Below are 23,634 nucleotides of genomic sequence, written 5' to 3' on the forward strand. Positions count from 1 at the left end.
GTTCGGGTCGGGGACGCCGGGTGGCAGCATCTGCCGGCGCTTGGGGCCGCCGTGCTCGGACTCGCCCGGTTCCTTCGCGCCCGGCCACGCCTTGGCGACCCGCGCCGCGAGGACGAAGTCCTTGCGCAGCGGGTGTCCCTCGAAGGTGTCGGGCAGCAGCAGCGGGACGAGGTGGGGGTGACCGGTGAAGTCGACCCCGAACATCTCGTGGGTCTCACGCTCGTGCCAGGCCGCCCCGGCGTACACGTCGACGGCGGTGGGCAGGACGGCGGCGTCGTGCGGCACCGTCGTCCGCACGAGCAGCCGGCGTACGGTGCCGGGCCGGGTCACGTCCGCCAGGTGGGCGCAGACCCGGAAGCCGGTGCCGGGTTCGTCGACGGCGCTCAGCCAGTCGAAGTAGGTGCAGCCGAGCGCGTCGCGGGCGGTGGTGAGCGCCTCGGTCCAGCGTTCGGCGGGGACGTCGACGGTCAGCAGCCCGTACGCCAGCTCCGCCGTGGCACCGTCCCCGAAGAGCGCGCTCGCGGGCCCCGGCAGCCAGCCGACCAGCGGCTCCTCGACCCGCGTCGCAGCGGCCTCAACAGCCTCGGCGGCCCCGGCGGTCTCCGTGCCCCCGGCGGTCTCGCCACCCTCGGCGGCCCGACCGTCCCCCGCAGCCATCCCGGCCCCGGAAGCCCCGGCACGCTCCGGCCGCTCCGGCTGCTCACTCATCGCGGCCCCTCCTTCGTCCCGGCCCCGCCGGCGGCGTCCGGTTCCCCGGGTTGCGGGGCCGTCACCAGCCCGCTGCGCAGCGCGGCCGTCGAGGGGCGCGACGCGCCTTCGGTGCCGTAGCGGGCGCCCAGCGACTCGCGGGCGATCTTCTCCTGGAGCTTGAGGATGCCCTGGAGCAGCGCCTCCGGCCGGGGCGGGCAGCCCGGTACGTACACGTCCACCGGGATGATCTGGTCGACGCCCTTGGTGACCGCGTACGAGTCCCAGTACGGGCCTCCGCAGTTGGAGCAGGCGCCGAAGGAGATCACGTACTTCGGTTCGGGCATCTGCTCGTACAACCGCTTGACGGCGGGGGCCATCTTGTCGGTGACGGTGCCGGAGACGATCATCAGGTCGGCCTGGCGCGGGCCGGGCGCGAACGGGATCACACCGAGGCGGATGAAGTCGTGGCGGGCCATCGACGCGGCGATGAACTCGATGGCGCAGCAGGCGAGGCCGAAGTTGAAGACCCAGAGGCTGTAGCGGCGACCCCAGTTGAGGATCACCTTCATCGGCTCGGGCGCGAGCCGGGCCAGCGTTCCCAGGCGGCGCGGCTCGGGCAGGAACGCGGGGGCGCTGCCGCCGGGTGCCGGGGCGGCGCCGCCGGGGGCGGGGGTCACGTCCATTCCAGGACGCCCTTCTTCCATGCGTAGAGCAGACCGACGGTCAGGAAGCCCAGGAAGACGAACATCTCCACGAGCGTCACCCCGCCGAATCCGGGGGCGGCGAAGACCGTCGCCCAGGGGAACAGGAAGATCGAGTCGACGGCGAAGACGACATAGAGGAAGGCGTAGACGTAGTAGCGCACCTGGGTGTGGGCCCAGCCCTCCCCGACCGGGTCGACGCCGCACTCATAGGTGAGCAGCTTCTCGGGCGTCGGCACGACCGGCCGCAGCAGACGCCCCGCGCCGAAGGCCACGGCCACGAAGAGCACACCGATCACGGCCATCATGCCGACGACGGCGTACCCCTGGAAGTAGTCCGCGGCGCCGATGGTGCGCACGGTCGTGTCGTCCGGCACGTCCGCTCCTCGCTCCCTGTCCGCGCTTGTCCAACGACTTCGGTGATCTGTACGTCCGGAGTCTAGTCGAGCAGCGCCCCGCCTCTCCCGGCCCGCTCTCACGACGGCCACCCCGTGTCCACCCCGCGGACGGCCGAGGCCGCTCCCCGCTTCGCACGGCGCTGATCAGGCAGGATGCGGGTGGGGCGCCGCTTACGCCGTTCCCCGTCCAGGCCCCATGGCACACCACCCCCACCCCCAGGCACGCTGTGCCCATGACCCATACCCCCCTGACCTCCGACGGTGGCAGCGATGTGCCGCTGCCCGCGCCCCGTCTCATGTTCGGTGCGTGGACCTGGCGGGAAATCGCCTTTCTTTTGTCGGGTCTTCCGGTGGGGGTGGTCGCTTTCGCGGGGGTGACGGTCTGGGTCGGGGTGGGGGTGGGGCTTGCTGTCACGGTGGTGGGGTTGCCGTTGTTGGCGGTGGGGCTGGGGGTGTGCCGGTGGTACGGGAGGGTGGAGCGGGCCAGGGCGCGGGTGCTGCTGGGGGTGCGGGTGCCAGAGCCGAGTCCGTTGCGGTACCGGGGGCGGGGGCTCGTGGCGTGGCTGCGGGGGCGGCTGACGGACACGGTCGGCTGGCGGCATGCCCTGCACGCGGTGCTCGTGTTCCCGTGGGCGGTGGTGGGCTTCGTGGTGGTGTTCGCCGCGCTGTTCGTGGCGTGGCCCGCGCTGCCGTGGCTGGCGCGCTGGCTGTCGGACGTGAACCGGGCGTTGGCGCGCGGGCTGCTCTCGCCGTCCGACGAGTTGGAGCGGCGGATCGCGGAGCTGGAGTCGGACCGGGCGGCCGTCACCGACACGGCCGCGGCCGATCTGCGGCGGATCGAGCGGGATCTGCACGACGGCGCGCAGGCCCGGCTCGTCGCCCTCGCCATGGGGCTGGGGCTCGCCAAGGAGAAGCTGCTGGAGGACCCGGACGCGGCGGCGGCGATGGTCGACGAGGCGCACGGTGAGGTGAAGCTGGCGCTCCAGGAGCTGCGGGACCTCGCCCGCGGCATCCATCCGGCGATCCTCACCGACCGGGGCCTGGGCCCCGCGCTGGCCTCCCTCGCCGGGCGCTGCACCGTCCCGGCGCAGGTGAGCGTCGAGCTGACGGAGCGTCCCGCCGAGGCCGTCGAGGGCATCGTCTACTTCACCGTCTCCGAGCTGCTGCAGAACGTCTCCAAGCACAGCGGGGCGCGGTCCGCCTCGGTCGAGGTGCGGCGGAAGGGTGACCGGATTCTGGTCCGGGTGGCGGACGACGGGCGGGGCGGGGCGCGGTGCGGCGGCGGGAGCGGGCTGGCCGGGCTCGCGGAGCGGCTGGGGGCGGTGGACGGGCGGTTCGCCGTCGATTCGCCGGCCGGCGGGCCGACGCGGGTGACGGCGGAGCTGCCCTGGCGCGACCGGCGGGGGCAGGGGGCGGGGAAGAGGGCCCGCCGCCGGGGGTAGGGAAAACCCCCGGTCCGGACTGCGAACAGCCTCATGGCGCGCGGGGCCGTCCACGCCGGATTCTGGAGGGGCGGTCGGAGGAGGGGCTCATGGGCCCGCCGGACCGCGGCAGGCTGGCATCCGGGCGCGGCCCCGCGAGGGCGCCGCGCCCCCGGTGCGCGCACCGGACACGGCAGAACGGACGACGACACGATGGATTCCGCAGACGCATCGCGGGCGCACGCGCCCCGCGTGCCCGCCGGTTTGCGCGCCCCCTTCTCCGGGCGCACCTGGCGGGCGTTCCTCCACCTCTTCCTCGGCCTTCCGATCGCCACGCTGCTGTTCGCCTACGCGGTGACGGTGCTGTCGCTGAGCGCGGGTCTGCTGGTCACGTTCCTCGGAATCCCGGTGCTCGCGGGCGGGCTGGCGGGGGCGCGCGCCCTCGGCGGCGTGGAGCGGGCGCGTGCCCGCGCGCTGCTCGGCCTGGACGTGGCCGAGCCCGGCCCCGTACGCGCCTCGGGCCCCGGCCTGATGCCCTGGGTGGGCGCGGTGCTCAAGAGCGGGGCGTCCTGGCGGCATCTGCTCTACTTCCTGCTGCACCTCCCGTGGGCGATCTTCGCGTTTGTCCTCTCGGTGACGTTCTGGGCGGTCGGCTGGGGGATGCTGACGTATCCGCTGTGGCGCTGGACGTTCCCGGAGTACATGGGGCAGCCCGGTCTCCAGCTGTGGGGCGACGGTCACGGGGGCGGCTACTTCCTGGACTCGACGACGGAGATCTGGCTGACCAGCGGGGCCGGGCTGCTGCTCGTCCTGGCCGGGCCGTGGGTGATCCGGGGGCTGGCGCAGGTGGACCGGGTGATGGTCCAGGGGCTGCTGGGGCCGTCGTCCCTGGCCACCCGGGTGTCGGAGCTGGAGTCGGACCGCGGGGTGGTGGTCGACACCGCCGCCGCCGACCTGCGGCGGATCGAGCGGGACCTGCACGACGGCGCCCAGGCCCGGCTGACCGCGCTCGCCATGGACCTGGGGCTGGCCAAGGAGAAGCTGACGGAGGACCCGCAGGCCGCGGCGCAGATGGTGGACGAGGCGCACGGCGAGGTGAAGACGGCCCTCAAGGAGCTGCGGGACCTCGCCCGCGGCATCCACCCGGCGATCCTCACCGACCGGGGCCTGGGGCCCGCGCTGGCCTCCCTCGGCGGACGCTGCACCGTCCCGGTGAAGGTGACCGTCGACCTGGAGCGGCGGCCGGCCCCGGCGATCGAGGGCACCGTCTACTTCACCGTCTCCGAGCTGCTGCAGAACGTCTCCAAGCACGCGGGTGCCACACGGGCCACGGTCGATGTGTGGCAGACCGGGGACCGGATCGCGCTGCTGGTGACGGACGACGGCCGCGGTGGTGCGCGCGTCGAGGCGGGCGGCGGGCTGGCCGGTCTGGCGGAGCGGCTCGGCTCCGTCGACGGGGTGCTGGTGGTGGAGTCCCCGGACGGCGGTCCGACGTCCGTCACCGCCGAGCTGCCCTGGCGCGCCTGACGCGGCCCCGCCCGAGGACCCGGGGACCCGTTACCGGGCCCTCGGGCCGTTCCGCGTTCCCCTTGTGCGTCCTGTTCCCCGTACGTCCTGGGATGCTGGGGGCGGCAAACGGGACCGGGGCGAGAACGGGGTCACAGACGGTGAACGACGCGGTGCGGGTGGTCATAGCCGAGGATTCGGTGCTGCTGCGGGAGGGGCTCAGACGGCTGCTGACCGACCGGGGGCACGAGGTCGTGGCCGCCGTGGGCGACGGGGAGGCCCTGGTCGCGGTGGTCGGGGAGCTGGCCGGGACCGCGCAGGCGCCGGACGTGGTGGTGGCGGACGTACGGATGCCGCCGACGCACACCGACGAGGGCGTCCGGGCCGCGATCCGGCTGCGGCGGGACCACCCCGGGCTGGGGGTGCTGGTCCTCTCGCAGTACGTGGAGGGGCAGTACGCGACGGAGCTGCTGGCCGGCTCGACCCGGGGCATCGGTTATCTGCTCAAGGACCGGGTGGCCGAGGTGCGGGAGTTCGTCGACGCGGTGGTGCGGGTCGCCCGGGGCGGCACCGCACTGGACCCGGAGGTGGTGGCGCAGCTCCTCGGGCGCAGCCGCAAGCAGGACGTGCTGGCGCGGCTGACGCCGAGGGAGCGGGAGGTGCTGGGGCTGATGGCCGAGGGGCGCACGAACTCGGCGATCGCCCGGCAGCTGGTGGTCAGTGACGGCGCGGTGGAGAAGCACGTCAGCAACATCTTCCTCAAGCTGGGCCTGTCGCCGAGTGACGGGGATCACCGCCGGGTCCTGGCCGTCCTCACGTATCTCGACTCCTGAGACGCCGGACGCACTCCGGGGGCGCGGACGGAGCATATGCGCAACCGAAGGACCGGGACCTTGGTCCTAGAGCGAAAGGACGAGCGGAGACGTCCCCGTCCCAGAGGGGCACAAGGCTGGTGATTCCCTGAGGAACTGCCCGGAAGAATCGTCTCACCGCGCCATCCACGATGTGACCGGGCCGGGGGAAGGGCACCCTTGCCCTCGTACGATGGGCATGGGACCACCGGCCGGCATCACACGTCCCGAACCCTGCCGTGGGCGGGGAGCCACACGCCTCTGAGGGAGGTCCGAAGCAGTGACCAGGCAGGTCAACAGCACAGCCGAGCAGGCCGACGGAGCGCTCGTCGGGGAACAGCGCACATCCGGTGAAGGTGGCGGGGAAAAGGAGATCCGGCACCTCGACCGTGTGATCATCCGTTTCGCGGGTGACTCCGGTGACGGGATGCAGCTGACCGGCGACCGGTTCACGTCCGAGACGGCGTCGTTCGGCAACGACCTGTCCACGCTGCCGAACTTCCCCGCCGAGATCCGCGCCCCGGCAGGCACCCTGCCGGGTGTCTCCAGCTTCCAGCTGCACTTCGCGGACCACGACATCCTCACCCCGGGCGACGCGCCCAATGTGCTGGTCGCGATGAACCCGGCCGCCCTGAAGGCGAACATCGGGGACGTCCCGCACGGCGCGGAGATCATCGTCAACACCGACGAGTTCACCAAGCGCCCCATGGCGAAGGTCGGCTACGACGCCAACCCGCTGGAGGACGGTTCGCTGGCGGCGTACCGCGTCCACCCGGTGCCGCTGACGACGCTGACCATCGAGGCGCTCAAGGACTTCGGCCTGTCCCGCAAGGAGGCCGGGCGCAGCAAGAACATGTTCGCGCTGGGCCTGCTGTCGTGGATGTACCACCGGCCGACGGAGGGCACCGAGCGGTTCCTGCGGGCGAAGTTCGCCAAGAAGCCGGACATCGCGGAGGCCAATGTCGCCGCGTTCCGGGCGGGCTGGAACTTCGGTGAGACGACCGAGGACTTCGCGGTCTCGTACGAGGTCGCCCCGGCGACGAAGACCTTCCCCACCGGCACCTACCGCAACATCTCCGGCAATCTCGCGCTGTCCTACGGGCTGGTCGCGGCGGGCCGGCAGGCGGATCTGCCGCTCTACCTGGGCTCGTACCCGATCACCCCGGCCTCCGACATCCTGCACGAGCTGTCCAAGCACAAGAACTTCGGTGTGCGGACGTTCCAGGCGGAGGACGAGATCGCGGGTATCGGCGCGGCGCTGGGCGCGGCGTTCGGCGGGTCCCTCGCGGTGACGACGACGTCGGGGCCCGGTGTGGCGCTGAAGTCGGAGACCATCGGTCTGGCCGTCAGCCTCGAACTGCCGCTGGTCATCGTCGACATCCAGCGCGGCGGCCCCTCGACCGGTCTGCCGACCAAGACCGAGCAGGCCGATCTGCTCCAGGCGATGTACGGGCGCAACGGCGAGGCGCCGGTGCCGGTCGTGGCGCCGAGGACGCCCGCCGACTGCTTCGACGCCGCACTGGACGCGGCCCGCATCGCCCTCACCTACCGCACCCCCGTCTTCCTGCTCTCGGACGGTTACCTCGCCAACGGTTCGGAGCCCTGGCGGGTTCCCGAGGCCGCGGAACTGCCCGATCTGCGCGTCCAGTTCGCGACCGGTCCCAACCACCGCGCACAGGACGGCACGGAGACGTTCCTGCCGTACAAGCGGGACGAGCAGACCCTGGCGCGCCCCTGGGCGGTGCCGGGCACGCCGGGCCTGGAGCACCGGATCGGCGGCATCGAGAAGCAGGACGGCACGGGCAACATCTCCTACGACCCGGCCAACCACGACTTCATGGTGCGCACCCGCCAGGCGAAGATCGACGGCATCGAGGTCCCGGACACCGAGGTCGACGACCCGTCGGGCGAGGCCACCACCCTTGTCCTGGGCTGGGGTTCGACCTACGGGCCGATCACGGCGGCGGTACGGCGCGTACGGGGCGCGGGGGCGCACATCGCCCAGGCCCATCTGCGCCATCTCAACCCCTTCCCGAGGAATCTGGGTGAGGTGCTGGGCCGTTACGAGAAGGTGATCGTGCCGGAGATGAACCTCGGGCAGCTCGCGACCCTGCTGCGTGCCCGGTACCTCGTCGACGCGCGCTCGTACACCCAGGTCAGCGGGATGCCGTTCAAGGCCGAGCAGCTCGCGGAGGTCCTTAAGGAGGCCATCAATGACTGAGACGATCCCGGAGGGGCCCGCGCGCGCCGCCGCGCTCTCCCTGGTGCCCAAGGCCGAGGCCAAGCAGTCCATGAAGGACTTCAAGTCCGACCAGGAGGTGCGCTGGTGCCCCGGCTGCGGTGACTACGCCGTCCTCGCCGCCGTCCAGGGCTTCCTGCCCGAGCTCGGGCTGGCGAAGGAGAACATCGTCTTCGTCTCCGGGATCGGCTGCTCCTCCCGTTTCCCGTACTACATGAACACCTACGGGATGCACTCCATCCACGGCCGTGCCCCGGCCATCGCGACGGGCCTGGCCACCTCGCGGCGCGATCTGTCGGTGTGGGTCGTCACGGGCGACGGCGACGCGCTGTCCATCGGCGGCAACCACCTCATCCACGCCCTGCGCCGCAACGTCAACCTCAAGATCCTGCTGTTCAACAACCGGATCTACGGTCTGACGAAGGGCCAGTACAGCCCCACCTCCGAGGTCGGCAAGATCACCAAGTCGACGCCGATGGGCTCGCTGGACGCGCCGTTCAACCCGGTCTCGCTGGCGCTCGGCGCGGAGGCGTCCTTCGTCGCCCGCACCGTCGACTCCGACCGCAAGCACCTGACCTCCGTGCTGCGGGCGGCCGCCGAGCACCCCGGTACGGCGCTGGTGGAGATCTACCAGAACTGCAACATCTTCAACGACGGCGCCTTCGAGGTCCTCAAGGACAAGGACACGGCGCAGGAGGCGGTCATCCGCCTGGAGCACGGGCAGCCGATCCGCTTCGGCGCGCCCGGCGAGGACGGCCTCGGCGTCATGGGCGTGGTCCGTGACGCCGCCACCGGCGACCTGCGGATCATCGACGTCCGCGAGGAGGGCACGGACGGGGTGCTGGTGCACGACGCGCACAGCCCCTCCCCCACCACCGCCTTCGCCCTCTCCCGGCTCGCCGACCCCGACACGCTGCACCACACCCCCATCGGGGTGCTGCGCGACGTCGAGCGCCCGGTCTACGACGCGCTGATGGCCGAGCAGCTGGACACCGCCGTCGAGCAGAAGGGCAAGGGCGACCTGGGCGCCCTGCTGGCCGGCAACGACACCTGGACGGTCGTCGGCTGATCCCCCGCCCCACCGGGGCACGGACGTCCACCACGGGTGCCCGTACCGCAGCGCCGCAGGGCGCGCGGTACGGGCACCCGTCGTCGTGGTGCGGGCACAAGCGGAGGGGCCCGGCGTGCCACCCTCCGGACTGTCATGACCGTATGCCGGTACGGACATGACAGGCGGGAGATTCCGGCGTTACCGTCACCGGGTCGCACCAGCACCGTCAGGAGGGTCCCTTGGGGTCTCGTAGCAACCAGCGGACCGGACTCGTCTACGGGTTCGCCGCCTACACCATGTGGGGACTGCTGCCCCTCTACTGGCACCTTCTCGACGCCACCTCGCCGGCCGAGATCCTGGCGCACCGGATGGTCTGGTCGCTGCCGGTGGCCGTCGTCATCCTGGCCGTGCTGCGGCGCTGGTCCTGGATCGGGCCGCTGCTGCGGCAGCCCAAACGTCTCGGCCTCGTGCTGCTGGCCGCGGTCGTGATCTCGGCGAACTGGTTCCTCTACATCTGGGCCGTCAACAGCGGGCACGTCCTGGAGGCGTCGCTCGGCTACTTCATCAACCCGCTGGTCAGCATCGCCTTCGGCGTGCTGGTGCTGCGCGAGCGGCTGAGGCCCGCGCAGTGGGCGGCGGTGGGCATCGGGGCCGTCGCGGTCGTGGTGATGGCCGTGGCCTACGGCAGGGTGCCGTGGATCTCGCTGGGGCTGGCGCTGTCGTTCGCGACGTACAGCCTGGTCAAGAAGGGGATCAAGCTCGACGGCGTGGACGGTTTCAGTGCCGAGACCGCGCTCCAGTTCCTGCCCGCGCTGGGCTTCCTGATCGTCCTCGGGACACGGGGGCAGTCCGGGTTCGTGAGCGGCGGATGGGGTTCGGCGCTGCTGCTCGCGGGCTGCGGTGTGGCGACGGCGCTGCCGCTGATCTGCTTCGGCGCCTCCGCCGTACGGCTGCCGCTGACGACGCTCGGGATGATGCAGTACCTGGCGCCGACCTTCCAGTTCGTGCTGGGGCTCACCGTCTTCCACGAAGCGATGCCGGTCGAGCGCTGGGCCGGGTTCGCGCTGGTGTGGGCGGCGCTGATGGTGCTGACGTGGGACGCGCTGCGCACCGCGCGCAAGGGACGGACGGCACTGGCGACCGCCGGGGCACGCGCCGGGGAGGCCCTGGCCGCTCGGGCGGCGGGCGGCGAGGGGCAGGCCGCGGGCGAGGCGTCCGGGGACCACGTCCGGGCGTAGCGGCCCTGGCGGCCGCTGCGGGAAAGCGCCGCCCCGGCGTCCGTGGTGCCCGGACCGCGCGCTCCGGCCGCGGCACGCCGAAGGGGACGGCGGGCCGCCCGCCGTCCCCCAGGGGCCCGGTCAGCGGACCGGGCCCTTCGCGTCACTTGCCGGAGCCGGCGGCCTTGATCAGGGTGCTCGCGTCGACGGCGCCGACGTAGACCTCGCCCTTGTCCGTCAGCAGGGCGTTGACCAGGCGGGTGCTGAAGACATGGCCGGAGCCGAACGAGCCGGTCACCTTCTGGCCGAAGGAGTCCAGCAGGGAGCCGGCCTCACCGCTTCCGATCGGCAGGCCGGAACCGGCGCCCTTGAGCGCGGCGACGCTCGTCCAGTCCTTGCCGATGACCTCGAAGCCCGCGTTCTCCAGGCCCTTGACGTCCTTGAGGCCCTTGAAGTCCTTGAGGTCCCCGTGGCCCGTGCCCGGCAGGACGCCCTTGCCGTCCTTGCCGCGCGCCGCGTCGCCCTCGACGACCTTCGCGCCCTTGGGCGGGGTGAAGGCGAAGGTGTCCGCGGCGGGCTTCGCGAAGTCGACCTCGGTGAAGCCGGCCTCGATCGCGGCCGCGCCACCGCTCTTGGGGTCGAGGGTGAAGCGCAGCGGCACCCCGTTGTCCGCGTCGACCGCGATACGGATCGCGTCGACCGTCGAACCCTGCTGCTTCGGCGCGATGCGCAGCTGGTACGCGTCCCGCCCGGCGACCTTGGCGGTGCCGTCGACGGTGACCGAGGTGGTGTCCCCGGCCGCCTTCAGTGCCTCCTTGGCGAGCTGCTGCGGGGTGGCCTTCTCCAGGCCCTCGCGCTCCCGGTGCTTGCCCGCGCCGGCCTTCTCGCTGTGCACGGCGGTGTCGCTGGCGCTGTCGTACGCCCAGACCGTGTCACCGTTGTGGACGACGGTGTACCCGGCGTCCTTGTCGACGACGTCCAGGCGCTGCCGGTCCGGGCCGTCCGCCGCGACCTTCAGGGTGTGCGCGCCGGACGCCAGCTCCATCAGCTTGCCGCCGGGCGTGGCCGAGGCGCCTGGCACCTTCGAGCCCTGCGGGCCGGCGAAGCCGCCGTTGCCGGGGATGCCGCCGCCGGAGCCGCCCGGCAGGGACGGCAGGCCGAGGTCGGTGGTGATCCGGACGGTGCCGGACAGCTGCTGGGTGTCGGACGCCGCGATCTTGGCGATCAGCCGCTCGGCCGAGATCTTCGGCAGGTCGGGGGAGCCGGAACCGGCGAACGCCGGGACCAGCCCGACCGTCAGCGCCGCCGCCCCCGCCACCGCGACCGGCACGCCGTACCGCACCGCCATGCGGCGCTTCGACGGGCGCTCGTCGTCCCCGGTGGCCTGTATCGGTTCGTTCCGTGACATGTGCTACCTCCGTCGTGTGCGGGGGTCCTGCGCTTCGCACGGTCTCCCCCAGGGCTCAAGTGTGGCCCCGCCACCGCGTTCTGATACGTCCATCCCACCAGAACTCCGCGGGCACGGCGTCAACCCGCGGGAGCAAGCAGTCCTCCTGCTGGGGGATGAGAGGCAGTCATCGAACGGCGTAGCGCGTCCAACGGGAGGGTGATCCGCGCTGGAAAAGGGGGTGCCGCAGCCCCTAGGGGACGTCCGGCGGCGCGCTCATCCGGCGCGGTGCACCACCGCGTCGCACAGGCTCACCAGCGCCGCCTTGGCGGGGCACTCCGGCAGCGGGGCGAGCGCGGCGCGGGCCTCCTCGGCGTAGCGCACGGTGTCGCGGCGGGCCTCCTCCAGCGCGGGGTGGGCGCGGAGCGCGGCCAGCGCCTCGGCGTGCCGGGCGTCGTCGGTGAGGTCCCCGGCCAGCAGTTCGCACAGCGCGCGGTCCTCGGCGGTCCCCGACGGGCTCTCGGCGCGGGCCCGCAGATGCAGCACCGGCAGCGTGGCGACGCCCTCGCGCAGGTCGGTGCCGGGCGTCTTGCCGGACTCGTGCGCGTCGCTGGCGATGTCGAGGACATCGTCGGCGAGCTGGAAGGCGATGCCGAGGCGTTCGCCGTACTGGGTGAGGATGCTGACGGTGCTCTCGTCGGCGCCGGCCATCATCGCGCCGATCCGGCAGGCGACGGCGACCAGGGAGCCGGTCTTGCCGGCGAGGACGTCGAGGTAGTGCTCGACCGGGTCGCTGCCGTCGCGGGGGCCCGCGGTCTCCAGGATCTGGCCGGTGACCAGGCGTTCGAACGCCTCGGCCTGGATGCGGACCGCCTCGGGGCCGAGGTCGGCGAGGATGTGCGAGGCGCGGGCGAAGAGGAAGTCGCCGGTCAGTACGGCGACGGAGTTGCCCCAGCGGGCGTTGGCGCTGACCACGCTGCGGCGCACCTCGGCCTCGTCCATCACGTCGTCGTGGTAGAGCGTCGCCAGGTGCGTCAGCTCCACGACGACGGCGGACGGTACGACGCCGGGCGCGTACGGGTCGCCGAAGCGCGCGCCCAGCATCACCAGCAGCGGCCGGAACCGTTTGCCGCCCGCGCGCAGAAGATGCTGCGCGGATTCGGTGATGAACGGCACGTCGCTCTTGGTGGCCTCCAGCAGGCCCTCCTCGACGGCCGCCAATCCGGCCTGGACATCGGCTTCCAGAGCCTGGTCCCGCACGCTCAGCCCGAAGGGCCCGCCGACGGTCACGAGGGGTACTCCTGTCTGCTGACGATCAAACGGAATGTCGATCTGTCGCTGTCTCCACCACTGGCCAGCGTATCCGGTCGCAGATGGATCACCGTGAGCACCCGTCCCCGGAACCGCCCGGTGAAGCGACCATTCCACCGGCCGATATGACATGAATCTCCCCGCGCCGCCCTCCGACCGCCGACCTGCGGGCCGCAGCAGTATGGACGACCCCGGCGCGACCCGCCGCCACATCTGTAATCGGAAAGTGATCCTCCGCAACCAGCGGCGTTCTTCGGCCATCCCCTCGGACCGCCCGGCACGCGCCCGTACCCTGAGCGGCGGACCCACCGGCCCCGGCCCATCGGCCCCGGCCCACCGGCGACGACGAACGCGAGGAGCTGTCCATGCCCGAGCAGAGCCCGTTCGACCTGGCCGAAGGCGACCCCTTCGGACCGCACACCCTCCCCTACGGCGTCTTCAGCACCACCGACGCCCCCGGCCGGCGCCGCCTCGGCGTCCGCTACGGCCGGCACGTCCTCGACCTGAGCGCCCTGCCCGACGTGCTTCCCGTCCCGCACGCCGACCTGCTCGGCGCGCCGACGCTCAACCCCCTGCTCGCTGCCGGACGGCCCGTGTGGCGCGAGGTCCGCGCCGCGGTCCGCGGCGCCGTCACCGACCCGGCGCACCGCACGGCGCTCGCCCCGCTGCTGCACCCGCTGGACGAGGTCACCCTGCATCTGCCCTTCGAGGTCGCCGACTACGTCGACTTCTACGCCAGCGAGCACCACGCCACCAACGTCGGCAAGATCTTCCGCCCGCAGGGCGTCGCCCTCCCCCCGAACTGGAAGCACCTCCCCATCGGCTACCACGGCCGGGCCGGCACCGTCGTCGTCACCGGCACCCCGGTCGTCCGCCCGCACGGCCAGCGCAAGGCCCCCGCGGACGAGGCGCCGACGTTCGGGCCGTCGCGGCGGCTGGACATCGAGGCCGAGGTCGGCTTCGTCGTCGGCACCCCGTCCACGCTGCACGAGCCGGTGCCGCTGCACGCCTTCCGCGACCATGTCTTCGGCGTCTGCCTGCTCAACGACTGGTCGGCGCGCGACATCCAGGGCTGGGAGTACGTGCCGCTGGGCCCGTTCCTCGGCAAGTCCTTCGCCACCTCCGTCTCCGCGTGGATCACCCCCCTCGACGCGTTCGACCACGCCCGTACCGCGCCGCCGGCCCGTGAGGTCCCGCTGCTGCCGTACCTGGACGACGCGGGGACCGAGCCGGGCGGGCTCGATCTGCGGATCGAGGTCACCGTCAACGGCGAGACCGTCTCCCGGCCGCCGTTCTCCGCGATGTACTGGACGGCCGCGCAGCAGCTCGCCCATATGACCGTCAACGGCGCCTCGCTGCGCACCGGCGACCTGTTCGCCTCCGGCACCGTCTCCGGGCCCGAGCCGGACCAGCTCGGCTGCCTGCTGGAAATCACCCAGGGCAAGGGCCCGTTCCTCCAGGACGGTGACGAGGTCACGCTCACCGCGTGGGCCCCGGGCCCGGACGGCGCTCGGGTCGGCCTGGGCGAGGTCACCGGCCGCGTCCTGCCCGCCCGTGAGGACGTTCCCGCCCGCCCGTGACACGACGGCCGCCGCCCGGCGCCCCTCGGAAGGGGGCGGGCGGCGGCCGTCACCGTGCGGGCCGCGGATCAGCGGACGAACACCGCCGCCTGCCCCGCCAGATCGAGGAAGTACTGCGGCGCGAGACCGAGCACCAGGGTGACCACCACACCGACCGCGATGGCCGTGGTCGTCAGCGGGCTCGGCACCGCGACCGTCGGGCCCTCCGGCTTCGGCTCGTTGAAGAACATCAGCACGATCACCCGGATGTAGAAGAACGCGGCGATCGCCGAGGCGAGCACACCGACCACCACCAGCCAGCCGGCGCCGCTCTGGGCCGCCGCCGTGAACACCGCGAACTTCCCCGCGAAACCGGACGTCAGCGGGATACCGGCGAACGCCAGCAGGAACACCGCGAACACCGCCGCCACCAGCGGCGACCGCCTGCCGAGCCCGGCCCACTGGGACAGCTGGGTCGCCTCGCCCCCCGCGTCCCGCACCAGCGTGACGACGGCGAACGCGCCCAGCGTCACGAAGGAGTAGGCGCCGAGGTAGAAGAGCACGGACGAGATGCCGTTGCCGCTCGCGGCGAGCACACCGGCCAGGAGGAAACCGGCGTGGGCGATGGAGGAGTAGGCCAGCAGCCGCTTGATGTCGGTCTGGGTGACGGCGACGATCGCGCCGCCCAGCATCGTCAGGATCGCCACGCCCCACATCACCGGACGCCAGTCCCAGCGCAGTCCCGGCAGCATCACGTACAGCACCCGCAGCAGCGCGCCGAACGCGGCGACCTTGGTGGCGGCCGCCATGAAGCCGGTGACGGGGGTGGGGGCGCCCTGGTAGACGTCCGGCGTCCACATGTGGAAGGGGACCGCGCCGACCTTGAACAGCAGGCCCATCAGCACCAGCGCCCCGCCGAGCAGCAGCAGCACGTCATTGCCCATCGTGCCCGCCAGCGCCGGGTCGATCTGCTGGGCCCCGTCCGAGACGACCTCGGCGATCCCGGCGTAGGTGACCGTGCCCGCGTAGCCGTACAGCAGGGCGACGCCGAAGAGGAAGAACGCCGAGGAGAACGCGCCGAGCAGGAAGTACTTCAGCGCCGCCTCCTGCGACAGCAGCCGGTGACGGCGGGCCAGCGCGCACAGCAGGTACAGCGGGAGGGAGAAGACCTCCAGCGCGACGAAGAGCGTCAGCAGGTCGTTGGCGGCCGGGAAGACCAGCATGCCGCCGACCGCGAAGAGCAGCAGCGGGAAGACCTCGGTGGTGGTCAGACCCGCCTTGACGGCGGCCTGCTCGGCGGCGCCGCCGGGCACCGCGGCGGCCTGCGCCGCGAACGAGTCGACGGCCTTGCCGTGCGCCGCCGGGTCCAGCCGGCGCTCGGCGAAGATGAACACCGCGATCAGCGACACCAGCAGCAGGGTGCCCTGGAGGAACAGCGCGGGGCCGTCGACGGCGATCGCCCCCATCGCCGCGACCCCCGCCCTGGACGTGGCGAAGCCGTCCGCCGCCAGGGCGATCACCGAGGCGAACGCGGCGGCCAGCGCCAGTACCGACAGCAGCAGCTGGGCGGTGTAGCGGTGGCGGCGGGGCAGGAACGCCTCGACGAGAATGCCGATCACGGCCGCGCCGAAGACGATCAGCGTCGGGGAGAGCTGGGCGTACTCGATGTGCGGGGCCGGGAGCCTGCCGGGCGCCTCGGCCGCCGCCGTCCACAGGCTGTGGACGCTTGCCACGGACGTCACTTCGCGGCCTCCACGTCTCGGGCAGGCGCGTCACGGCCCGTTCCGGGCTCGGCGTTCACCTGCACTTCGGGCTGGGGGTCTTGCCGGTCCACGACGGACAGGGTGTGCCCGACGGCGGGGCCGACGAGATCGGTGAGCGGCTTCGGGTACACCCCGAGGAACAGCAGCAGGGCGACGAGCGGGGCGACCACCGCCAGTTCGCGGGGCCGCAGGTCCGGCATCCGGCGGATCTCCTCGTCCTTCACCGGGCCGGTCATCGTCCGCTGGTAGAGGACCAGGACGTACAGCGCCGCCAGCACTATCCCGACGGTGGCGGCGATACCGGCCACCGGATAGCGGGTGAACGTGCCGACCAGGACGAGGAACTCGCTGACGAACGGGGCGAGACCGGGCAGCGAGAGGGTCGCCAGACCGCCGATGAGGAACGTCCCGGCGAGGACCGGGGCGACCTTCTGCACACCCCCGTAGTCCGCGATCATCCGCGAGCCGCGGCGGGTGATCAGGAAGCCGGCGACGAGCATCAGCGCGGCGGTCGAGACGCCGTGGTTGACCATGTAGAGCGTGGCGCCGCTCTGGCCCTGGGAGGTCGTCGCGAAGACGCCCAGGACGATGAAGCCGAAGTGGGAGATCGAGGCGTAGGCGATCAGCCGCTTGATGTCCGGCTGGGCGACCGCGAGCAGGGCACCGTAGAGCACGCTGATCACGGCGAGGACCAGGACGACCGGGGTGGCCCAGCGGCTGGCCTCCGGGAACAGCTGGAGGCAGAAGCGGAGCATCGCGAACGTACCGACCTTGTCGACCACCGCGGTGATCAGCACGGCGACCGGGGCGGCCGACTCCCCCATCGCGCCGGGCAGCCAGGTGTGCAGCGGCCACAGCGGCGCCTTCACCGCGAAGGCGAAGAAGAAGCCGAGGAACAGCAGCCGTTCGGTGCCGGCGGCCAGGTGCAGCTGCCCGGAGGCGCGGGCCTCGACGATCTGCTGGAGGGAGAAGGTGCCGCTGCCGAGCTGGTCGGCGGTGACGGCGTAGAGGCCGATCACGGCCGCCAGCATGATCAGGCCGCCGGCGAGGTTGTAGAGCAGGAACTTCACCGCGGCGGCGGACCGCCGCGCCGCCCTGGCCCGTTCGTCGCCCGCCCCCGCGCGGTCCCCGAAGCCGCCGATGAGGAAGTACATCGGGATGAGCATGGCCTCGAAGAAGAGGTAGAAGAGGAAGACGTCGGTGGCCTCGAAGGAGAGGATCACCATCGCCTCGACGGCCAGGATCAGCGCGAAGAAGCCCTGGGTGGGCCGCCAGCGGCGGTCGGGCGCGGCCCCCTCCAGCTGGTCGGCGTCGTGCCAGCCGGCCAGGACGACGAACGGGACGAGCAGGGTGGTCAGGGCGATCAGGGCGACCGCGATGCCGTCCACGCCGAGTTCGTAGCGGACCCCGAAGTCGCTGATCCAGGCGTGGGACTCGATGAGTTGGTACGGGCCCTTGGCGCCCGGGTCGAAGCGGACCGCGATGGTGACCGCCAGGACGAAGGTGACCAGGCAGACGCCCAGGGCCAGCCATTTCGCGGCGGTGCGGCGGGCCGCGGGCAGTGCGGCGGTGGCGACGGCGCCGAGCGCGGGCACCGCCGCGGTCGCCGTCAGCAGGGGAAAGGACATGGCTCAGACACCCCTCATCAGCAGGGTCGCGGCGACGAGCACGGCCGCCCCGCCCACCATCTGGACTGCGTACGAGCGGACGAAGCCGCTCTGCAACCGGCGCAGCAGGCCGGAGAGTCCGCCCATGGAGGCCGCCGTGCCGTGGACCGCGCCGTCCACCACGGAGTGGTCGAACAGGGCCAGGGCGCGGGTGAGGTGTCCGCCGCCGCGCACCAGGACCAGATCGTTGACGTCGTCCTGGAGCAGGTCGCGGCGGGCGGCCCGGGTGAGCAGCGAGCCGCGCGGGGCGACGGCCGGTACCGCCCTGCGGCCGTACATCAGCCAGGCGGTGGCGACGCCGGCGAGCAGCACCACGATGGTGGCCGCGGTCGTGGTGGTGGCGCTCAGCGGGGAGTGGCCGTGGGCGAAGGAGGTGACCGGCTCCAGCCAGGTCACGAAGGCGTCGTTGATGCTGAACAGGGCGCCGGCGCCGACCGATCCGAGGGCGAGGACGATCATCGGGATCGTCATCGTCCTGGGGGACTCGTGCGGGTGGAACTCGTCCGGGTCCCAGCGCTTCTCGCCGAAGAAGGTCATCAGCATCACGCGGGTCATGTAGAACGCGGTGACGGCGGCGCCGAGGAGGGCCGCGCCGCCGAGGATCCAGCCCTCGGTGCCGCCCTTGGCGAACGCCGCTTCGATGATCTTGTCCTTGGAGAAGAAGCCGGACAGACCGGGGAAGCCGATGATGGCGAGATAACCGAGGCCGAAGGTGACGAAGGTGATGGGCATGTAGCGGCGCAGCCCGCCGTAACGGCGCATGTCCACCTCGTCGTTCATGCCGTGCATCACCGAGCCCGCGCCGAGGAACAGACCGGCCTTGAAGAAGCCGTGGGTGACCAGGTGCATGATCGCGAAGGCGTAGCCGAGGGGGCCGAGGCCGGCGGCGAGGATCATGTAGCCGATCTGCGACATCGTCGAACCGGCCAGCGCCTTCTTGATGTCGTCCTTGGCGCACCCGACGATCGCACCGAAGAGGAGGGTGACCGCGCCGACCGTGACCACGGCCGTCTGCGCGGCGGGCGCCGCCTCGAACAGCGCGCCGGAGCGGGTGATGAGGTAGACGCCGGCGGTGACCATCGTGGCGGCGTGGATCAGGGCCGAGACCGGGGTCGGGCCCTCCATCGCGTCACCGAGCCAGGACTGGAGCGGCACCTGCGCCGACTTGCCGCAGGCGGCGAGCAGCAGCATCAGGGCGATGGCGGTGATCTTCCCCTCGCCGGTGGCGCCCGCGGAGGCCAGTACCGGGCCGAAGGCGAACGTCCCGAACGTCGCGAACATCAGCATGATCGCGATGGACAGGCCGACGTCACCGACGCGGTTGACCAGGAACGCCTTCTTGGCGGCGGTGGCCGCGCTGGGCTTGTGCTGCCAGAAACCGATCAGGAGGTACGAGGCGAGGCCGACGCCCTCCCAGCCGACGTACAGCAGGAGGTAGTTGTCGGCGAGGACGAGCAGCAGCATCGCCGCGAGGAAGAGATTGAGGTAGCCGAAGAAGCGGCGGCGCCGTTCGTCGTGCTCCATGTAGCCGATCGAGTAGAGGTGGATCAGCGATCCGACCCCGGTGATCAGCAGGACGAAGGTCATCGACAGCTGGTCGAGCTGGAAGGCGGCGTCGGCGCGGAAGCCGCCGACCGGAATCCAGCTGAACAGGTGCTGGTGCATGGTCCGGTGGCCGGGATCCTTGCCGAGCATGCCGGCGAAGAGCACGGCGCCGAGGGCGAAGGACACCACGGCGAGCAGGGTGCCGATCCAGTGGCCGCTGCGGTCGAGGCGCCTGCCGCCGCACAGCAGCAGGGCCGCGCCGAGCAGTGGTGGCGCGATCAGCAGCGCGATCAAGTTCTCCACTTTGTGCGACCCCTTACAGCTTCATCAGGCTGGCGTCGTCGACCGAGGCCGTATGGCGGGTGCGGAAGATCGTCACGATGACGGCCAGGCCGACCACGACCTCGGCGGCGGCGACGACCATCGTGAAGAACGCGATGATCTGGCCGTCGAGATTGCCGTGCATCCGGGCGAACACCACGAAGGCGAGGTTGCAGGCGTTGAGCATCAGCTCGATGCCCATGAACACCACGATGGCGTTCCGTCTGATCAGCACGCCGGCCGCGCCGATGGTGAACAACAGGGCCGCGAGATAGAGGTAGTTGACCGGGTTCATTTCTGCGCCCCTTCCTTCGGCGCGGGGCCGGAGGACGAGGAACGCGGGCCGCCGCCGCGCTCCAGCCAGTCCTCCGAGCGGCTCTCCAGCGACTTCATCGCGGCCAGCGCCTCCCCGGAGACGTCGCGGATCTGGCCGCGGGAGCGCAGCGTGGAGTTGACGGTCAGTTCGGACGGGGTGCCGTCGGGCAGCAGGGCGGGGACGTCCACGGCGTTGTGGCGGGCGTAGACACCGGGGGCGGGCGCCGGCGTCGGCAGCCGCCAGTCGGCGCTCGCGCCCTCGCGCACCCGGGTCTCGGCCTGTTCGCGCTGGGTGCGGGCCCGTTCGGTGCGTTCGCGGTGGGTGAGGACCATCGCGCCGACGGCCGCGGTGATCAGCAGGGCGCCGGTGAGCTCGAACGCGAAGACGTACTTGGTGAAGATCAGCGCGGCCAGGCCCTGCACATTGCCGGCGGCGTTGGCGTCGGCGAGGCCGTTGTACTCCTTGAGGGAGGCGTTGGCGATGCCGGCGATCAGCAGGACGCCGAAGCCGAGGCCGAGTCCCGCGGCGGCCCACCGCTGGCCCTTGAGGGTCTCGGTGAGCGAGTCGGCCGCGGTGACACCGACCAGCATGACGACGAAGAGGAACAGCATCATGATCGCGCCGGTGTAGACGACGATCTGCACGATGCCCAGGAAGTACGCGCCGTTGGAGAGGTAGAACACCGCAAGGACGATCATGGTGCCGGCCAGGCAGAGGGCGCTGTGCACGGCCCGTTTCATCAGGATCGCGCCGAGCGCCCCGGCGACGGCGACCACGGCGAGGATCCAGAACTGGACGGCCTCGCCCGTGGAGGTGGTGGTGAACGCGGCGGCGAGGGCACTCATGCCTGCACCTCCTCGTCCCGCGGCGCGTCCTCGGGCTTCTCCCCCTTGGAGACGGCCACCTGGCGGACCGTGCCGGGCGCGGCGCTCGTCACCCGGCCGTTGTAGTAGTCCTTTTCCGTCGTCCCGGGAAAGATCGCGTGCGGGGTGTCGACCATGCCGTCCTCCAGGCCCGCGAGCAGCTCCTCCTTGGTGTAGATGAGCGATTCGCGGGTCCTGTCGGCGAGTTCGTACTCGTTCGTCATGGTCAGGGCGCGGGTCGGGCACGCCTCGATGCACAGACCGCACAGGATGCAGCGCAGATAGTTGATCTGGTAGACGCGGCCGTAGCGCTCGCCCGGGGAGTAGCGCTCCTCGTCGGTGTTGTCCGCGCCCTCGACGTAGATGGCGTCGGCCGGGCAGGCCCAGGCGCACAGCTCGCAGCCGATGCACTTCTCCAGGCCGTCCGGATGGCGGTTGAGCTGGTGGCGGCCGTGGAAGCGCGGCGCCGTCGGCTTCTTCTCCTCCGGGTACTGCTCGGTCAGCCGCTTCTTGAACATGGCCTTGAAGGTCACGCCGAAGCCGGCCACGGGGTTCTGGAACTCAGGCACCGTCGCCCCCCTTTCCGTCGGTTCCACTTTCGTCACGGACAGTGTCCACCCCGCCACTGACAATCAGCTCCCGCTCCCCGCGCGGGCGCCGACGCGGCACCGGCGGCAGGCTCTGGCCGGGCAGCGGCGGTACGGGGAATCCGCCGGCCATCGGGTCGAAGAGCCCGTCGCCGTCCGGTTTCCGCTCGCCGTCGGGTTCCTTGCCGCGCCGGAAGAAGTCGACGACGAGGGAGATCAGCAGCAGGGCGACCGCGGACCCGGCGACGTAGAGGACGATCTGCTGGAAGTCGTAGCCCTCGTTCTTCAGCGCGCGCACCGCCGCGACCAGCATCAGCCAGAGCAGCGAGACGGGGATGAGGACCTTCCAGCCCAGCTTCATGAACTGGTCGTAGCGCACCCGGGGGAGCGTGCCGCGCAGCCAGATGAAGAAGAACAGCAGCAGTTGGACCTTGATGACGAACCAGAGCATCGGCCACCAGCCGTGGTTCGCGCCGTCCCAGAACGCCGAGATGGGGTAGGGGGCGCGCCAGCCGCCCAGGAAGAGGGTGACGGCGACCGCCGAGACGGTGACCATGTTGACGTACTCGGCGAGCATGAACATCGCGAACTTGATCGACGAGTACTCGGTGTTGAAGCCGCCGACCAGGTCGCCCTCGGACTCCGGCAGGTCGAACGGCGCGCGGTTGGTCTCGCCGACCATCGCCACGATGTAGATCACGAACGACACCGGCAGCAGCAGGATGTACCAGCGGCCCTGCTGCGCCTCCACGATCGTCGACGTCGACATCGACCCGGAGTAGAGGAAGACCGCGGCGAACGACATGCCCATCGCGATCTCGTACGAGATCATCTGGGCGCACGAGCGAAGGCCGCCGAGCAGCGGGTACGTCGACCCGGACGACCAGCCGGCCAGCACGATGCCGTAGATGCCGACGGACGCCGTGGCCAGGATGTAGAGGACGCCGATGGGCAGGTCGGTGAGCTGCATCGTGGTGCGCTGACCGAAGATCGAGATCTCGTTGCCCGCGGGCCCGAAGGGGATCACCGCGATGGCCATGAAGGCGGGCACGGCCGCGACGACGGGCGCCAGGATGTAGACCGCCTTGTCGGCCCGTTTGACGATCAGGTCTTCCTTGAGCATCAGCTTGACGCCGTCGGCGAGGGACTGGAGCAGTCCCCAGGGGCCGTGCCGGTTGGGGCCGATGCGCAGCTGCATCCAGGCGACGACCTTACGTTCCCAGACGATCGCGAACAGCACGGTCAGCATGAGGAACGCGAAGCAGAAGACCGCCTTGACGAGGACCAGCCACCACGGGTCGCGGCCGAACATCGACAGGTCCTCCTGGACCAGCGCACCGCCCGCTGCGGCCAGGGGGCCGGGCTGCGGCATCATGCGTCCACCTCCTTGGCGGGCGTACCGGACACGGCGGAGATCCTCACCAGTTCACCGGGGTGCGCCCCGGTGTCCGCGACCACACCGGCCCCCACGGAGTCCAGCGGCAGCCACACCACCCGGTCGGGCATGGACGTGACGGCGAGCGGCAGCCGGACGGTGCCGGACGGGCCGGTCACCGCGACCTCGTCGCCGTCCTTCACCCCGGTCTCCTCGGCGGTGGCCGGCGACATCCGGGCCACGGCGGGGTGCCGGGTGCCGGCCAGCGCCTCGTCGCCCTCCTGGAGCCGGCCCCGGTCGAGCAGCAGCCGGTGCCCGGCGAGGACCGCCTCCCCGGCCTCGGGGCGCGGCATCGGGCGCCCGGCCTCCTGCGGGTCGGGGGCCCAGGGCCCGTCCCAGGTGCCGAGGCGGGCCGTCTCCCGGCGTACGGCGACCAGGTCCGGCAGGCCCAGGGGGACGTCGAGGGCGTCCGCGAGCATGTGCAGCACCCGGGCGTCGGACGGCAGATGACGGCCGTCCAGCTGGTCCGGCTTGAGGGCGGCCTCGAACGGCCGGGCCCTGCCCTCCCAGGTGAGGAACGTTCCGGCCTTCTCCTGGACGGCCGCCACGGGGAGGACCACATCGGCCCGTTCGGTGACCGTGGAGGGCCGCAGCTCCAGGCTGACGACGAAACCGGCGGTGTCCAGGGCGGTGAGGGCGCGCTCCGGGTCCGGCAGGTCGGCGGGGTCGACGCCGCCCACCAGGAGGGCGTCCAACTCCCCGCGGGCCGCGGCCTCGACGATCGCACAGGTGTCGCGGCCGGGCCGTTCCGGGAGGGACACGCCCCACAGGGCGGCGACCTCCTCCCGGGCCCGCACATCGCCGAC

Annotated in this window: 20 protein-coding genes; 7 read left to right on the top strand and 13 right to left on the bottom strand. The window is 71.9% G+C overall.

The features are described from left to right. The 3 genes from AC51EU_RS10865 to AC51EU_RS10875 form a co-directional block, all read right to left on the bottom strand. Positions 1-708, bottom strand: a 708-nt coding sequence (locus AC51EU_RS10865; RefSeq protein ID WP_496266582.1) for an NADH-quinone oxidoreductase subunit C, incomplete at its 3' end; no start/stop codon positions are given. Then, the gene (locus AC51EU_RS10870) at positions 705-1,373 is read right to left on the bottom strand and encodes an NADH-quinone oxidoreductase subunit B (protein ID WP_496266583.1); all 669 of its coding nucleotides are present in this window, start codon (positions 1,371-1,373) and stop codon (positions 705-707) included. The genes AC51EU_RS10865 and AC51EU_RS10870, both read right to left, overlap by 4 nt. Further along, positions 1,364-1,768 carry an NADH-quinone oxidoreductase subunit A gene (locus tag AC51EU_RS10875; protein ID WP_496266584.1) on the bottom strand — a complete coding sequence of 135 codons (405 nt, stop codon included), beginning with the start codon at positions 1,766-1,768 and terminating at the stop codon, positions 1,364-1,366. Before AC51EU_RS10875 ends, AC51EU_RS10870 begins: the two co-directional genes overlap by 10 nt. Before the next feature lie 254 nt (positions 1,769-2,022). On the opposite strand from AC51EU_RS10875, the gene AC51EU_RS10880 reads away from it, so the two are divergent. From AC51EU_RS10880 to rarD, 6 genes are all read left to right on the top strand, one after another. Continuing rightward, the gene (locus AC51EU_RS10880) at positions 2,023-3,231 is read left to right on the top strand and encodes a sensor histidine kinase (RefSeq protein ID WP_496266585.1); all 1,209 of its coding nucleotides are present in this window, start codon (positions 2,023-2,025) and stop codon (positions 3,229-3,231) included. Positions 3,232-3,423: 192 nt separating this feature from the next. Next, on the top strand, positions 3,424-4,737 hold the full coding sequence (locus tag AC51EU_RS10885) for a sensor histidine kinase (RefSeq protein ID WP_496266586.1): 1,314 nt from the start codon (positions 3,424-3,426) through the stop codon (positions 4,735-4,737). A gap of 152 nt (positions 4,738-4,889) precedes the next feature. Further along, positions 4,890-5,549 (top strand): LuxR C-terminal-related transcriptional regulator, encoded by a 660-nt coding sequence (locus tag AC51EU_RS10890; protein WP_496266608.1) that lies wholly within the window; start codon positions 4,890-4,892, stop codon positions 5,547-5,549. 298 nt (positions 5,550-5,847) lie between these two features. Next, a complete protein-coding gene (locus AC51EU_RS10895; protein WP_496266587.1) occupies positions 5,848-7,788 on the top strand; it encodes a 2-oxoacid:acceptor oxidoreductase subunit alpha in 1,941 nt (646 codons plus the stop codon). Further along, positions 7,781-8,875 carry a 2-oxoacid:ferredoxin oxidoreductase subunit beta gene (locus tag AC51EU_RS10900; RefSeq protein ID WP_496266589.1) on the top strand — a complete coding sequence of 365 codons (1,095 nt, stop codon included), beginning with the start codon at positions 7,781-7,783 and terminating at the stop codon, positions 8,873-8,875. The genes AC51EU_RS10895 and AC51EU_RS10900 overlap by 8 nt, the downstream gene beginning before the upstream one ends. A gap of 221 nt (positions 8,876-9,096) precedes the next feature. Beyond that, complete coding sequence (gene rarD, locus AC51EU_RS10905; RefSeq protein ID WP_496266591.1) at positions 9,097-10,095, top strand: EamA family transporter RarD; 999 nt, start codon at positions 9,097-9,099, stop codon at positions 10,093-10,095. A gap of 142 nt (positions 10,096-10,237) precedes the next feature. On the opposite strand, the gene AC51EU_RS10910 is transcribed toward rarD, so the two are convergent. Both AC51EU_RS10910 and AC51EU_RS10915 read right to left on the bottom strand, forming a co-directional pair. Then, the gene (locus AC51EU_RS10910) at positions 10,238-11,482 is read right to left on the bottom strand and encodes a LolA family protein (RefSeq protein WP_496266592.1); all 1,245 of its coding nucleotides are present in this window, start codon (positions 11,480-11,482) and stop codon (positions 10,238-10,240) included. Positions 11,483-11,737: 255 nt separating this feature from the next. Then, positions 11,738-12,751: a polyprenyl synthetase family protein gene (locus AC51EU_RS10915; RefSeq protein ID WP_496266593.1), complete on the bottom strand. Its 1,014-nt coding sequence runs from the start codon at positions 12,749-12,751 to the stop codon at positions 11,738-11,740. A 386-nt stretch (positions 12,752-13,137) separates the two neighbouring features. Between AC51EU_RS10915 and fahA the strand changes: the two genes are divergently transcribed. Further along, on the top strand, positions 13,138-14,352 hold the full coding sequence (gene fahA / locus AC51EU_RS10920; protein ID WP_496266594.1) for a fumarylacetoacetase: 1,215 nt from the start codon (positions 13,138-13,140) through the stop codon (positions 14,350-14,352). A 68-nt stretch (positions 14,353-14,420) separates the two neighbouring features. On the opposite strand, the gene nuoN is transcribed toward fahA, so the two are convergent. From nuoN to AC51EU_RS10960, 8 genes are all read right to left on the bottom strand, one after another. Continuing rightward, a complete protein-coding gene (gene nuoN / locus AC51EU_RS10925; protein WP_496266596.1) occupies positions 14,421-16,073 on the bottom strand; it encodes an NADH-quinone oxidoreductase subunit NuoN in 1,653 nt (550 codons plus the stop codon). Next, a complete protein-coding gene (locus AC51EU_RS10930) occupies positions 16,070-17,722 on the bottom strand; it encodes an NADH-quinone oxidoreductase subunit M (protein WP_496266597.1) in 1,653 nt (550 codons plus the stop codon). Before AC51EU_RS10930 ends, nuoN begins: the two co-directional genes overlap by 4 nt. A gap of 3 nt (positions 17,723-17,725) precedes the next feature. Then, complete coding sequence (nuoL, locus tag AC51EU_RS10935; RefSeq protein ID WP_496266599.1) at positions 17,726-19,609, bottom strand: NADH-quinone oxidoreductase subunit L; 1,884 nt, start codon at positions 19,607-19,609, stop codon at positions 17,726-17,728. A 13-nt stretch (positions 19,610-19,622) separates the two neighbouring features. Further along, positions 19,623-19,922 carry an NADH-quinone oxidoreductase subunit NuoK gene (gene nuoK / locus AC51EU_RS10940; protein WP_496266600.1) on the bottom strand — a complete coding sequence of 100 codons (300 nt, stop codon included), beginning with the start codon at positions 19,920-19,922 and terminating at the stop codon, positions 19,623-19,625. Next, complete coding sequence (locus AC51EU_RS10945) at positions 19,919-20,788, bottom strand: NADH-quinone oxidoreductase subunit J (protein ID WP_496266602.1); 870 nt, start codon at positions 20,786-20,788, stop codon at positions 19,919-19,921. Before AC51EU_RS10945 ends, nuoK begins: the two co-directional genes overlap by 4 nt. Further along, a complete protein-coding gene (gene nuoI, locus AC51EU_RS10950; RefSeq protein WP_496266603.1) occupies positions 20,785-21,375 on the bottom strand; it encodes an NADH-quinone oxidoreductase subunit NuoI in 591 nt (196 codons plus the stop codon). The genes AC51EU_RS10945 and nuoI overlap by 4 nt, the downstream gene beginning before the upstream one ends. Next, positions 21,368-22,768 carry an NADH-quinone oxidoreductase subunit NuoH gene (gene nuoH / locus AC51EU_RS10955; RefSeq protein WP_496266604.1) on the bottom strand — a complete coding sequence of 467 codons (1,401 nt, stop codon included), beginning with the start codon at positions 22,766-22,768 and terminating at the stop codon, positions 21,368-21,370. The genes nuoI and nuoH overlap by 8 nt, the downstream gene beginning before the upstream one ends. Further along, the coding region (locus AC51EU_RS10960; protein ID WP_496266606.1) for a molybdopterin dinucleotide binding domain-containing protein at positions 22,765-23,634 on the bottom strand (870 nt) is incomplete at its 5' end. The genes nuoH and AC51EU_RS10960, both read right to left, overlap by 4 nt.

It is taken from the genome of Candidatus Streptomyces philanthi (genome assembly GCF_059553635.1).

What these genes read in the sequence shown, in the direction of transcription:
- AC51EU_RS10870 (WP_496266583.1), bottom strand. Translation starts at nt 1,373, where the DNA reads ATGGACGTGACCCCCGCCCCCGGCGGCGCCGCCCCGGCACCCGGCGGC.
- AC51EU_RS10880 (WP_496266585.1), top strand. Translation starts at nt 2,023, where the DNA reads ATGACCCATACCCCCCTGACCTCCGACGGTGGCAGCGATGTGCCGCTG.
- AC51EU_RS10885 (WP_496266586.1), top strand. Translation starts at nt 3,424, where the DNA reads ATGGATTCCGCAGACGCATCGCGGGCGCACGCGCCCCGCGTGCCCGCC.
- AC51EU_RS10900 (WP_496266589.1), top strand. Translation starts at nt 7,781, where the DNA reads ATGACTGAGACGATCCCGGAGGGGCCCGCGCGCGCCGCCGCGCTCTCC.
- AC51EU_RS10910 (WP_496266592.1), bottom strand. Translation starts at nt 11,482, where the DNA reads ATGTCACGGAACGAACCGATACAGGCCACCGGGGACGACGAGCGCCCG.
- fahA (WP_496266594.1), top strand. Translation starts at nt 13,138, where the DNA reads ATGCCCGAGCAGAGCCCGTTCGACCTGGCCGAAGGCGACCCCTTCGGA.
- AC51EU_RS10930 (WP_496266597.1), bottom strand. Translation starts at nt 17,722, where the DNA reads ATGTCCTTTCCCCTGCTGACGGCGACCGCGGCGGTGCCCGCGCTCGGC.
- nuoK (WP_496266600.1), bottom strand. Translation starts at nt 19,922, where the DNA reads ATGAACCCGGTCAACTACCTCTATCTCGCGGCCCTGTTGTTCACCATC.
- AC51EU_RS10945 (WP_496266602.1), bottom strand. Translation starts at nt 20,788, where the DNA reads ATGAGTGCCCTCGCCGCCGCGTTCACCACCACCTCCACGGGCGAGGCC.
- nuoH (WP_496266604.1), bottom strand. Translation starts at nt 22,768, where the DNA reads ATGATGCCGCAGCCCGGCCCCCTGGCCGCAGCGGGCGGTGCGCTGGTC.